Annotated in this window: 8 protein-coding genes; 4 read left to right on the forward strand and 4 right to left on the reverse strand. The window is 42.4% G+C overall.

Annotated elements, in window-relative coordinates:
* Nucleotides 1–17 precede the first annotated feature (17 nt).
* The gene (pbpC, locus tag EHW67_RS05305; protein ID WP_126161320.1) at nt 18–2396 is read right to left on the reverse strand and encodes a penicillin-binding protein 1C; all 2379 of its coding nucleotides are present in this window, start codon (nt 2394–2396) and stop codon (nt 18–20) included.
* Nucleotides 2397–2596: 200 nt separating this feature from the next.
* The gene (locus tag EHW67_RS05310; RefSeq protein WP_126161321.1) at nt 2597–2953 is read right to left on the reverse strand and encodes a hypothetical protein; all 357 of its coding nucleotides are present in this window, start codon (nt 2951–2953) and stop codon (nt 2597–2599) included.
* A gap of 107 nt (nt 2954–3060) precedes the next feature.
* Between EHW67_RS05310 and EHW67_RS05315 the strand changes: the two genes are divergently transcribed.
* On the forward strand, nt 3061–3600 hold the full coding sequence (locus EHW67_RS05315) for a CvpA family protein (RefSeq protein ID WP_126161322.1): 540 nt from the start codon (nt 3061–3063) through the stop codon (nt 3598–3600).
* Between the two features lie 88 nt (nt 3601–3688).
* On the opposite strand, the gene EHW67_RS05320 is transcribed toward EHW67_RS05315, so the two are convergent.
* Both EHW67_RS05320 and EHW67_RS05325 read right to left on the reverse strand, forming a co-directional pair.
* Nucleotides 3689–4219: a DUF5004 domain-containing protein gene (locus EHW67_RS05320; protein ID WP_126161323.1), complete on the reverse strand. Its 531-nt coding sequence runs from the start codon at nt 4217–4219 to the stop codon at nt 3689–3691.
* An 83-nt stretch (nt 4220–4302) separates the two neighbouring features.
* Nucleotides 4303–9858, reverse strand: coding sequence for an alpha-2-macroglobulin family protein (locus EHW67_RS05325; protein WP_238389847.1), 5556 nt, complete (start codon nt 9856–9858; stop codon nt 4303–4305).
* Between the two features lie 308 nt (nt 9859–10166).
* Here EHW67_RS05325 and EHW67_RS05330 point away from each other — a divergent pair, with 308 nt between their 5' ends.
* The 3 genes from EHW67_RS05330 (at nt 10167) to amaB (ending at nt 13046) form a co-directional block, all read left to right on the forward strand.
* Nucleotides 10167–10643, forward strand: a complete 477-nt coding sequence (locus tag EHW67_RS05330; protein ID WP_126161324.1) for a CAP domain-containing protein — start codon at nt 10167–10169, stop codon at nt 10641–10643.
* Between the two features lie 128 nt (nt 10644–10771).
* On the forward strand, nt 10772–11317 hold the full coding sequence (locus EHW67_RS05335; RefSeq protein WP_126161325.1) for a 3-hydroxyanthranilate 3,4-dioxygenase: 546 nt from the start codon (nt 10772–10774) through the stop codon (nt 11315–11317).
* A 175-nt stretch (nt 11318–11492) separates the two neighbouring features.
* The gene (amaB, locus tag EHW67_RS05340; RefSeq protein WP_126161326.1) at nt 11493–13046 is read left to right on the forward strand and encodes an L-piperidine-6-carboxylate dehydrogenase; all 1554 of its coding nucleotides are present in this window, start codon (nt 11493–11495) and stop codon (nt 13044–13046) included.
* Nucleotides 13047–13236 lie beyond the last annotated feature (190 nt).

A 13236-nucleotide genomic window follows, 5' to 3' on the forward strand; every position in this document is an offset into this window, starting at 1 on the left:
ATATCAAAGTATAAATTTTAATTGATTCTTAACCTAATAGCAGCTTCCTGCCCTAAGGCATCCACGGCTGTAATTCGATGCCAACCGGGCCCTGGAAGTAATCCCAGCTCATGGAAATCCGTGGTTTCCCCTATAAACTCGCCATCCATGTACCAATAAACTGCAGTCTCTGGTTTTGTATGTGCCAACTTCACTACCAATTGGTTTAACTTTCCCTCAAAATTCTTGGTGAGCGTTATACTACTGCCGTTCCTAGGGTATATAAACTCCATGCCCGTATTAACATCCTTACTACAGCTAGGCAGAAACGGGGGCAGGGTCTTATAACTGGGGTGAATTCTTTTAAAATAATATTCCATTAATGGTGGCAAAACAAACCAAGACTCCCTAAGGGATTGGGAAAGATCTGCACAGGACGAGTTAATCCTAAATTGGCCATTGGTAGTTAAATGTACATATTGATGATAGGAGCAGGCCCTCACAAAATTCTCTTTATTGGGAACGGCAATCACTTTAGCCGGGCATTTATCTGTGACCAAATAACCACTATCCGAACACACCTTTACCTCTACGAATTCATCCTCGGGTTTTTGGAACCAAGAAGATTTGGGCAATATATCGTAAATATCGAACAATATTGGGGCCGCAGTTAACAATCCGCTTACATTTGGTCTACCTTCACCATCGGCATTACCGGCCCAAACCCCAACCACAAAATCTTGAGTAACCCCAATGGCCCAGGCATCCTTATTGCCATAACTAGTACCCGTCTTCCAGGCTATTTGTTTGGCCGAGTCAAAAAACTCCCAAGATTCACTCCCTTCCGGTCTATTTACCTTTTTCATGGCTTCCAAAGTGAGATAGATACTGGCGGCATCAAAAACAGTTTTTGAGGTGGACCTCCCCCCAAAATCAACTTTGGTATCAACAGATAAGATGGGTTCTGTAAATTCCTTGGCAAAATATTCACTGGAAGTTTTGTTGAAATGGTTTACAGTAGATGCCAAAGAAGCGTAGGTCTTACACAGGTCCCAAAGGTTGGTTTCCGCCCCTCCTAAAATTAGGGTCAGCCCATAGTGGTCGGCCGGCTTGTCCAGACCTTTTAAATTAAATAGGTCTAGTTGACCACGAAATTTTTCCAAGCCATAAGATTGCAATAATCGCACAGCCGGAATATTCAGGGATTTTGCCAAGGCCTTATCGGCCTGCACCGCTCCGCTATACCGTTCATTAAAATTTTCGGGAGTATACCCCGCAATCCGCGTAGGCACATCGGGCACCAACATTTGGGGAAGCAGCTCACCGGCATCCATCATGGCAGCATATAAAAGGGGCTTAAGAATACTACCGGTACTACGGTTGGCCCGTACCATATCAACATCCTTTTCATGTTCCTTATCAGTAGGTGCGTTGCCCACATAAGCAAGTACCTTCCTGGTTTTCACCTCCATCACCAATACAGCCGCATTATGCAGCTGTTGCTGTCTCAATGAGCTGTGATGCCTTTCTACAATGGTATTTATTCTATTCTGAAGTTCTTTGTTTATTGGTGTCACAATTTTCTTCCCCTTATCTTTTTTTGCTAAATACTGAACCAAATGTGGCGCCACATTGGGCAATGGGAAAGGCTTTCTGGGTAGTTCCTCCAGTAGGGAAAGTTTATAGACAGTACTATCAATATAATTGTTCCTCAACAATTTCTTTAGCAATCTATTTCTTTTATCCAATAGTTTTTGTTGATTTTTTCCTGGGTATATCAAACCGGGAGCATTGGGCAGTACGGCCAATGTAGCGGCCTCGGCCCATGACAATTGATGGGGTTGCAACCCAAAATAACGCCAGGCCGCAGCCTCCAAACCAACAACATTACCCCCATAGGGGGCATGACTGGCATAAAGTTTTAGAATATCTTCCTTGGACAAGCGCAGTTCCAACCTTGTTGCCAAGATCAATTCTTTTGCCTTTTCCCAATAGGAACGTTTTTTATGATTGCGTGACAACCTCACCAATTGCTGGGTTAGGGTACTGCCACCCCTCACGGTTCTTCCTGCAACAATATTGGCCATAAATGCCTTGGCAATAGAAACCGGGTTAAAACCAGGATGCCAATAAAAATAAGCATCCTCAAAATTCAACGTACAGATTTTAAGCTTTTGGGGCAGGCTGTCCAAAACAGGAAATCGCCATTGTCCGTCATCCGCAATTACCGCGCCCAAAAGTTGTCCAGACCTACTTTCTACAACCGTTGCATGGGGAGAGGTAAACAGCTGTTTTGGCAAACAGCAATAATAAGTCACCGCCAACACCAAAAAAACAAGTATCTTTTTAGGGTGCTCCCTTAGCTTTCTGCCCCAATTTGAAAAAGTCGACTTGTGTTTTTTTGAGCCCTTATCCATTCTCAAATTTATAATTTCTGCTGTGGAACATCCAAAAGCCTTTACACCATTATTTTACCAATAGGCTGCAAGAATGGAAAAGCCCATACCTAATTATTTACAGAACAGCCTTGAATAGCAGCGGACCACCTCGTAAATTCCACACGCCTTTAATAAGCCTCCGAGAACAGGAAGTTACCCCAAATGGGATGGTAACACCCTTAGCCTATATACTCTTTTTCCAAAAAATAGCTTACTAGGGCCTCTTTCATTAGAACGGATTGCTCTCCTGCCTTCAGGGGTGGCAATTCTTCTTTAATGGTATAATGTGGCCACCCATCCTCATCAAAAAAATCAAATTCATAATACCCATAGGGTTCCAACAACCTACATATTGCAATATGCATGAGATTTAATTTCTCATCCTTCTTAAAGGTTCTGTGGAGTTGTCCTAATTCCTGTACGCCCACTAAATAGATTATGGCATCCAGTTCCATGGGGTCGTTATCCGCAAATTGTGAAGACAGTTTAGCAACCAGTTCTTCCCATCTCTCCTTTAATTGTGTATCTCTCGACATAGTAGTTTAAGCTAAATTAGTTCTGATGCCCCACTCGTTTAATGAAGCTTTCCAGAATTGTTCAAAGGTACAAATCAAAGTTTTATATTTGTCAAAAGACTTTTGTTATGGGCGTATTGGATACTATATTGGGATTAATGTTGATTTACGGTCTGTACAAGGGGATTAGAAATGGTCTTTTTGTAGAATTGGCATCCCTTGTGGCCTTGATTGCCGGACTCTATGGGGCCATTCATTGTTCGTACATAGTAGGTGAATATCTTTCTGAAAATATGGATTGGAACGAAAGGTATATGAACACTATTTCTTTTATTACCACCTTTATCCTAATAGTCTTGATTGTTACCATGGCGGGGAAATTATTGACCAAAATAGCTGATTTTGCCATGCTGGGATTGCTAAACAGAATAGCTGGAGGGGTGTTTGGCGCACTCAAAGTTGCCGTGATCTTCGGTGCCTTTTTGGTGTTCTTTGAAAAGAGCAACAACCAACTGGGTTTTGTAAAACAGGAGTCTATAGATGAATCCATATTATACTCCCCGGTCAAGGAAATTGGCGCCTTTATTTTTAATAAGGTACTAAAGGAGAGCAATGGTACGGAAGGTGATTTGCCCCCTAATACGGACATACACCTTCCTGTAATTTAGCTATCCCCACCTTTTCTCCCTAATCTTTAAACTACCCTCTATGGCTTTAAATCCCATAGGAGAACCCATCAAATAGGCACAACAGTAATTATGGCGTTGGTTCCAGCTTACTGTAGGTAAAAGTGACATCTGTCTGCACGGACACCCCGTTCACATCTGTAATAGTATAATTAGAGGTTACCGAAAAGGCCGATTTATCGTCATTAAATACCACGTTCAAATTTTGTACGCTACAATTACCTACCAAGCCCAATGACCCATTGGCAAGTTTCCAGGTTCCGGTAATGGTTACCATATTACTGCAGTTAGACTCATTAGTTGCCTGTGAGTATACATAGGCACGATCTGACCCAAAGGTATACTCTGTATCTTTTTCACAGGCCGTATATTGCACATATATATCGGTGTCTGGATTCTCCTCATTATCATCTGTTAGGTCTACTTCCTCCCCCGCTACTATGGCCGATAACTGCCAAGTACCCAATAAATTATTTTCTTCGTCTACCAACGATCCGGTAAAATCCTCAGGGCATTCAATACTATTATCCGTGCTGCACCCGGTAAGTAAGCTTCCCAATAGTACTGTTCCAAAAATCATAAATTGAATTCCTTTTTTCATGTGTTTTCTTATTTTTATATAAGAATGCAAAAAGTATAAAATGGTTGCGCCCAATTAATCCATTTTTTTCAAGATTTTTCCTTCTATTTTTGTACCACTTCTACCCATTGGCCTTTTGTGCGAACGGCATAGTCATTGTCATACATGGCTTCGGCCTGTATCCCCGGTAAATAATATTTCCCTAAGTAGGATGCATTTAACAATACCCTAAAGGTCCTAGTTTCGTTCTTTTTTAAATCAAAATAAAAATTGGCCCTATCATCCCTAAGGTCGGTATAGGTAACATCATTTTCCTCAAAGTCTCCAAAATCCGTAAAACGGGTATTTACTATTTCCCAACCACTGGGAAAAACCTCGGACAAGGCCACATTTTTTACGCTTTCGGCCTTGGTATTGGTCAGGGATACTTCTGCTACAAAATTAGTGCCCTGTACAATAGAAGCCGGGTCTATTTTGGATCCGTCCCTACCTTTATATACCACCTTTGCCAGCAAATTGCGCTGCAGTACCCTTTCTTCCCCTACAGCTAGTACTCCGCTGTTCAGCACACTTGCATACACCACATTGGCAGTACGGTTGGTAAGACGAATTTTGTTGTCCCCATATTGTATACCTAGGTCCATTGAAGCCAGGGTTTTTTGGGTTGCCATGGAATTAATATCCCCGTTTACAGCTACCTCAACCTCAATACCTCTTCCCCCTACCATTTTTGCAAACTTGGCCATCGCCAATAAGCAATAGGAGGTACTTTGGGTGCTCATCCATTGATTGTTGCTCAGGCGCTCTGCCAATATTTTGGCCATTTCCTGAGCCCTTACCTTATCATTTAACAGTACAAAGGTCTCCAGAGCCATAGCCCTGTTACGATCTACAGAGCCATAGGTATGGTACCTGGACGGACTATTGTCTACATCGTAGTTTGAAGCATTCATCAATTGTTGCGCCACGGTCTCCTGCCCAATAAGGGCGTAAGTGGCTGCCAATCGGAATTTACCCTCATTGGAAAGGCCAGAGGTTTCGCGCAACCTGTTCATGGAAGCTATATCGGCATTCCCGGACAAGGCCAAGGTATACAGCCTATATGCCTGCAATAGATCGGGGTTTTGGCTTCCGCCCCTCCATTGCTTTGCCATATTACGCTGATAGGCTATCCAGGAAGATTTGAAACCTATGGGCAATACATAGCCCTTTTTCTCTGCCTCCAACAGGAAATGACCCACATAGGATGAGCTCCAATCATCGGCATAATTTTGCCCAGGCCAATAAGAGAAACCTCCGCCGGGCAGCTGAAAAGATCCCACTTTTTTTATGGCCCTTTCCAAGTTATCCTGGATCTGGTTCTTCTTATTTACTTCTATATCAAATATATCAACAAGGTATAGCTGAGGAAAAGCACTGGATGTTGTCTGTTCCAAACAACCATGTGGATACCTAATCAGATATTGCATCCGCCCGTTAAAATTCATAGGGGGCAGGGTAGAACACTCTATTTGCGAGGTATTGCTCCCCCTTATTCCAAAGGTGGCCAAGTCTATAGTTTTTTCGGTTTGGGGTTCCAATATTATGTCTTCAACCAAGGTTGTTGGAGGGTTGGGGTTGATCACGTCTATGGGAATCTCAAAAGAAGCCCTTTCCCCGTTTCCTGATGCCTCAACCACCACTTTTCCAACACCTTTATAATCTGCCACCTTTAATTTAAAATAGGCCATTTTCTCATCGGGCTCAGAGAAGGATAGGGTTTGGCTAGTATTTCCCTGGACCGTGAAGGACGGGTCTGGCTTAATTTTTAAGGTCACTTTCCTAACCTTCTGTTCCATAGCAAAAATGGTAACCGGTAAAGTCACTATTTCTCCAGGGGTAATTTTCCTTGGCAAAGACGCCAAAACCATTAAGGGCTTTCGCACGGGAGTGGTTTTATCGGCCATCCCGTAAGCTGCCTTTTCCGGATTTCCGGCGACTACCATAGTCCTCACAGACCCGATGTATTTTGGCAGCATTATGTTATGGGATTTTTCCTCCCCCTTTTTCAGGGAAAATGGGCCTAAATACACTACCATAGGCTTAAATCGGTTGGCTTTTTTGTTTTTGGCACCCGCCAATTCCGCATCACCACCAATGGCAAAAACCTGATCTATCCTTCCTCCAAAAGCTCCAATTACCTCGTCATAGACATCCCAACTTTTAACCCCCAAGGCTTCCCGGGCATAGAATGCAGACCATGGGTCAGGGGTCTTGAAACCTGTTAGATCCAACAAGCCCTCATCAACAATGGCAATGCTGTAAGTCATATCCCTACCCTGCTTTTCCTTGACTTTAAGGACCATATTCTCTTCCGGTGCAAGAACGCTGGGCATGGAAATTTCTGGTTGCAGTTTGGTGGAAGGGTCTTCTACTAAAATGGGAACTACTCCATACATCCTAATAGGGGAATCATTTACCGTATTGGCATGTGGCTGCAATAAGCTTATATTGATATACACGTTGGGGGCATACAATTTGGTAATGGGGAGTTGAAATTTAGTTTCCCCTTTTTTTGATTCTACCCAAAGGGCATGCAACACTTCATTGCCATTTTCCACCGTCACCAAGGCCCTGCCCCCTTCGGATCCGGGAAAGGTTATGGTAGCGGTCTCCCCTACCTTGTACACCTCCTTATCTGTAGAAAATACCAGCATGGTGGCAGCTGTAGGGTCGTTTTTCATGGACTTTCCGGCCCACCCAGGCCAATCCAAGTATATAGGCTTGGCGGTGGCATGTCCTCCTTTTGTATCCTCGACCCTCACCATGTACCGGCCCCATTCAGGATATTTCAATTCAAAATTAAAGGAGGCCTTCCCCTCAGAATTGGTACTTATGATCTTTTCCAATACCTTTTCCTGATACTCACTACTGCTAAAACTGGAAAGGTTATCGGCAGAAGTTTCCCACCACCATCTCCAATTAATTTTATAAACACTAACCTTCAAATCCTTGGTTGGTTTGGCAATGCCATTTTCGTCAACGGTGACTACCTCAAATGTATGGCTTTCATCAGTAAGCAACATGCCCCTTGCCGTATCTCCTTTTGGCACATTTAATCCCACATAGGTGTTAAAAGGAGAAAAGCGCTTTGTAAATACATCCGTACTAAAATCACCACCACTTTCATACACCTTGGTCATAAATGCAGCCGTTAGCATTCCTGGAGCCCTTCCTTTTATCTGCGGGTTCATAGAAAATTCGGCCTTGCCCAAATCATTAACCCTACTATTAAAAACCAATTGCTCCTCCGTTTCAAAAGCACGGGTAGGATCATCAAATACATAGGCCGGGTACTTTTCAAAAGTGGTTGTTCCGGCATTGAATTTGGCCGTAACATCCGCTTTTAAATTCTTTGCTACGGCCCCGTGCAACCAAGCCACTTCCAATGTTCCTTTTATTGGTTCCTTACTGGACAAGACCTCTTTAGAAAAGGCTGTTTTGATCTTTAACCTATTTGGTTTTATGGTCTCTAATTGGATAGTTTTGGCAAAACTTGCCCCACCAACACTAACCTTTGCCAACCAACGGCCCGTAGGCGCATTGTCATCGGTCTGTACAACAAAATTATAATGATTGTTTAGAGCGTACGTCTTTATTACACGGTGCACCACTTTATTATAAGGATCTATCAATTCCAATTTCACCGGATGCCCTTCAGGTAGGCGATTGCCTCTATCGTTGAGCATAAAATTTAGAAACAACTTATCTCCCGGGCGCCAAACACCTCTTTCCGCAAAAATAAAACCTTTGATCCCCTTTTGAACAGCTTCCCCATCTACATTGAATTTACTTACAGATAGCGCATTTCCATCACTTAGCTTAACATAGGTTTTCTGCCCATTGCTCTCCGCCAGGGCAAAATATGCATGTTGATCGGCGTCAAAAATAGAGGTGCCATCAACCTCCGTAAGCACATGGCCAATAGGCTGTTGTTGGTAATTGTAAAAGGTTACTTTAGCGCCCGCTACGGGCCTAGTACTTATAAGATCATTGACCGCAATAAAATAGCTTTTATTGACCCCCATTTTTACCGTAATCCCAAGATCTGAAGTCAAGATATTGGCCCCTACCGTTTTGTTGTAATAATAGGAAGTATGACAGGGATTTTCCCTTTCGTTCCAGTTATAATTACTATAGTACCCCCCGTAATAGGACTCTGGCCCATCCCACATACTGCTTTCCGATTCTTGGTCAAAATCGGTTTCTTGTTCGTTTTCCGGCTCAAAATTGGTAGCATCACATTTATAAAGGCTATAGGAGGGATTAAAACTAAATTCTACCCTGTACATTGCTCCGGGTTGCGGACTGATCAAAGACCTTAAGTCCAATGCATGTGCGGACCATTTTCCATTATTGGCAGTGAGGTTGGTCACCAAATCCAATTTTTTGGTCGCAATGGGCCGGGCCACTGTTTTTAAGTTATAATTCCCGTTAAGATTGTTCCCTTGTAAAAATTGTAGAATATTGCTTTCGAACAATCTAAGCACGGTTACCTTGACCGATTTTAAATTTACCGTTTCAAAATTAATTTTAAGATTATGGGAAGATGGCAAAATGGTACCGTTGGACAAAAGCCGTACTTCAGGTTTTATTTGCTCAAAAGCTATGCGCTCCGTGCGCGTGGTACTTAACCTTATACCATCAATACTTTGGATGCCTTCAAATATTTCGAGTCGCCTGGTTCCTTCAATTTCTTTGGAAGGGTACACTTTTAGGGTATTGCCCACTATGTCATATTTGGGATCGCCATCGCCTTCCAGAACAACCAAACCCTTTACATTTTGTCCTTTCTTTAAGGGATCCGAAAAATTGATGTACACCACCTGACTTTCGGCAGATTCCACCTCTACACCCAAAATAGTAAAATTGCCCTTACCCGGAATTTTAATGGTATTACTACCAGAATTTGAAATACCTATAGCTGTTCCGTCCCAGGCAACTTCCAATTCGCTATCTTCCGTAAAACGGGGGATACTGTCTATTTTAAAATGAAATTGAGTGCCTTGGGCAATGGCTGCATTAAACTTTAATGGAATATCCTTCCCCCTTAGACTTACGCTAACTAAACTACGGGCATCATCTAAGCTTAACTGATCTGCGGTTTTTAATTGGCCTTCAATATATTGAAAGTCCTTGGAATAGGATTGCAGGGCATTGGTATACACATTGAATTGCTGTTTTAAGGTTTTAATACTGAAACGAAATACGTTCAATTCCTCTGGAACCTCATCTACTATTTTATCTAGTTGCAATGCAAAACGATAAGTCTTATCCTGTTCAAAACCATTTTCTGGTATAAAGGCCAGTGTTCTACTGTTCAATACCACCACCTTGCCTTTGGTCTGGGGAAACACCTCTATTAATCCCCTATCCAATTCCTGGCCAGCCTCCCACGACGGTAGAGGCCGGTTCAAAACTACCCTTACTTCTGACTTTGTGGAAATAATTCCATGACTTACCTCGGTTATATACTCCTTGTACAGATTTAGATTATCAACTTCTATTTTTTCTGTTTCTTTTCTTTGGTTACAGGCAATTACCAAAAGGAATAGTAGGGTACGGGCCAATATCTTCATAAAACGAACAATTTTATAAAGTAAAGATAAAAGGATTTCCATTGGGGAGATGTTTTTGAAAGCATAAAAAATTAGACTATCACCATCCAAATTATGCTGCTGTCTTTGTATCCAAAAAGGACTGCCCCCTAGGCAACACAGTATGAAATAGGCGAACTATCTTCGCAGTTCGTACTACTTGGATTACAACACAGGATGCCCTTTGTGCATTTCATCGAATATTTTCCCTATCCCAACTTTACCTCCAACATTTTTATTTAATATTACGGTGTTGGTCATTGAGAAGCCAACTTTGAGAACACAAGAATTCCCCATTCTTCCTTTTCTCCTACTTACAAATAGAACATTATATGAAAATGAAAATGCATTCTGCAGTAATGCTTTTGTTCGCATTTGTAATACTCTCATGTAGCAAGGAGTCAACTGAACCGGAAAGTTCTGGCGAGGCCGAAAATGCAGTTGAAATTGAACAGGAATTGCTAACTATTGTTAACTCCCATAGATATACAATGGGCTTCGGCAAACTGGACTATAGTGCCATTGCCTATGAATATGCCAATAAACATACAGACCATATGATAGCTACGGGGTCTATAAACCACGATAATTTTAGTGACCGTGCATCCAACATCTCTGCCGAGGTAAACGCTTCCTATGTTTCAGAAAATGTAGCTAAAGATTATGAATCAGCTCTTGAGGCATTTGAAAAGTGGATTGCCAGTGCCAACCATAGAAAAACTATAGAGGGAGAATTTACCCATACGGCCGTGAGTGTCAAAAGAAATTCGGAAGGCAAGTTGTATTTCACCCAACTCTTCTATCGCTAGTTCCCCTTTATGAGCATTAGATTTCTTATTTTTGATATTATACCATATTAAGTTTATAGTCTTGGTCTGGGCCAATTACCTATACTTGTAGAAATATGGTTTATTATTAACTACTATAAGAAACCTATATGTCTGTTAAAAAGCCCTTTAACCTAACCAAGTGGATTTCCGAAAATAGGGATTCCCTTAAGCCTCCCGTTGGAAATAAAAATCTATATAAGGAATCGGGGGATTACATTGTTATGATCGTTGCAGGCCCTAATGCCAGAAAGGATTATCACTATAACGAAACCGAAGAACTTTTTTATCAGCTAGAAGGAAATATCGAGGTCCATATACAAGAAGATGGCCAAAAAAAAACCATGAATCTAGGCCCTGGCGATATGTACCTTCATCCTGCCAAGATACCTCACTCCCCTGTGCGTCATGCCGGATCTATAGGATTGGTAATTGAACGGAAGCGGGCAGACCTGGAGGTAAAGGACGGACTACTTTGGTTTTGTGACAACTGCAACCATAAGCTGTACGAAGCTTATTTTACCCTTAATGACATAGAAAAGGATTTTTTGGCACACTTTAAAACCTTCTATAGCTCCAAAGAACTTCGCAGCTGTGACCAGTGTGGAACCGTTATGCCGGTAGATGAGCGGTTTTTTGCCAAGGAAGACCAATAAGGGGGCACCTGTCTACTTTTAATAAAGTCCATAAGCTACCGGGCAGTTCCCATAGGTTTCAAAAAACCTACCTATGAGCAGTACATATTTATATAAATAAGGTGCTGTTGCCAATGACTATATATTAATTTGTAGATTTGAAAAAATATAACAATAACAGATTAAAAAGTTACATATGTCAGACATCGCACAGAAATTTGGCATCCAGGAAGCTTTAGAGCTTCTAGGGATCCACGATATAAATGACGGAACCTCAACGGGCTCCAAACACTTTTCATCAGGAGAATTAATAGAGTCCTACTCCCCTGTTGATGGAGCCTTGATAGCCAAGGTAAGAACAACCTCCGCAAAAGATTACAGCCAGGTAATGGACACGGCCACCGCTGCCTTTAAGGCCTGGCGAACCAAACCGGCACCACAACGGGGTGAAATTGTTCGGCAATTTGGACAAAAGCTAAGGGAACTGAAAGAGCCACTGGGAAAATTGGTTTCCTACGAAATGGGAAAATCTTACCAAGAAGGATTGGGAGAGGTTCAGGAGATGATAGATATATGCGATTTTGCTGTAGGCCTATCCAGACAACTCCATGGTCTTACCATGCATTCCGAAAGGCCCGGACACAGGATGTACGAACAATATCATCCGCTGGGGGTAGTGGGCATTATTTCTGCCTTTAATTTTCCCGTGGCGGTATGGGCCTGGAATACAGCCTTGGCATGGGTGGCCGGTGATGTTTGCGTGTGGAAACCTAGTGAAAAAACTCCTCTTTGCGGAATAGCATGCCAGAATATTGCGGCCGAGGTCTTTAAGGCCAATAATCTACCAGAGGGAATCTCCTGTTTAATAAATGGTGATTATAAGGTAGGGGTATTTATGACCCACGACAAACGGATACCTTTGGTTTCCGCTACCGGCTCTATACGCATGGGGAAAATTGTTGCCCAGGCGGTAGCATCACGATTGGGAAAATCCCTACTGGAACTAGGCGGCAACAACGCCATTATAGTTAGTCCGGACGCCGATATTAAAATGACAGTCATTGGCGCCGTTTTTGGAGCTGTAGGTACGGCCGGCCAACGCTGCACTTCTACTCGAAGACTAATTATCCACGAATCTATATACGACAGGGTTAAGGAGGCCATTGTAACCGCCTATAAACAATTGCGGATTGGCAATCCCTTGGATGAGAAGAACCATGTAGGCCCTTTAATTGACACTGATGCCGTTAAAAATTACCAGAACGCCTTATCAAAAGTGGTAGAAGAAGGAGGCAAGCTTATTGTGGAAGGCGGCCTTTTGGAAGGCAAAGGATATGAAAGCGGTTGTTACGTTAGGCCAGCTATTGCAGAGGCCAAAAACAGCTTTGAAATAGTACAACACGAGACGTTTGCCCCAGTTCTATATCTTTTAAAGTACTCAGGAGAGGTTGAAAACGCCATTGAGATCCAAAACGGTGTGGTCCAAGGGCTATCTTCTGCCATAATGACCAATAACCTCCGGGAGGCAGAACGGTTTTTATCTGCCCAGGGCAGTGATTGCGGTATTGCCAATGTAAACATAGGTACCTCAGGAGCCGAAATTGGTGGAGCCTTTGGAGGAGAGAAAGAAACAGGCGGAGGAAGGGAATCTGGTTCTGATGCTTGGAAGGTATATATGCGCAGACAAACAAACACCATTAATTACACTACCCAATTACCTTTGGCCCAAGGTATTAAATTTGATATTTAAAAATCAACCACAAAAAAATGCCACTAGGTATAAGGAGCAAAGCCCAAATTCCACCTAGTGGCATTAAATAACCAACCAAACTAATTTAAAATATAATTGTAAAGCTTGAAAGCTATAAACCCGTAGCCACTTAACAATTTCCCCTCCCCCCGAATAGGTAAATTAGAAATAGCTACGGATTTAACCTAAC

It is taken from the genome of Arenibacter aquaticus, from assembly GCF_003957295.1.
Classification (GTDB): domain Bacteria; phylum Bacteroidota; class Bacteroidia; order Flavobacteriales; family Flavobacteriaceae; genus Arenibacter; species Arenibacter aquaticus.

Bases quoted from the DNA above. Each gene is read 5' to 3' on its own strand.
- EHW67_RS05320 (WP_126161323.1), bottom strand. From the start codon at position 4,219: ATGAAAAAAGGAATTCAATTTATGATTTTTGGAACAGTACTATTGGGA.
- EHW67_RS05330 (WP_126161324.1), top strand. From the start codon at position 10,167: ATGAAAATGAAAATGCATTCTGCAGTAATGCTTTTGTTCGCATTTGTA.
- EHW67_RS05325 (WP_238389847.1), bottom strand. From the start codon at position 9,858: ATGGAAATCCTTTTATCTTTACTTTATAAAATTGTTCGTTTTATGAAG.
- amaB (WP_126161326.1), top strand. From the start codon at position 11,493: ATGTCAGACATCGCACAGAAATTTGGCATCCAGGAAGCTTTAGAGCTT.
- EHW67_RS05315 (WP_126161322.1), top strand. From the start codon at position 3,061: ATGGGCGTATTGGATACTATATTGGGATTAATGTTGATTTACGGTCTG.
- pbpC (WP_126161320.1), bottom strand. From the start codon at position 2,396: ATGGATAAGGGCTCAAAAAAACACAAGTCGACTTTTTCAAATTGGGGC.
- EHW67_RS05335 (WP_126161325.1), top strand. From the start codon at position 10,772: ATGTCTGTTAAAAAGCCCTTTAACCTAACCAAGTGGATTTCCGAAAAT.
- EHW67_RS05310 (WP_126161321.1), bottom strand. From the start codon at position 2,953: ATGTCGAGAGATACACAATTAAAGGAGAGATGGGAAGAACTGGTTGCT.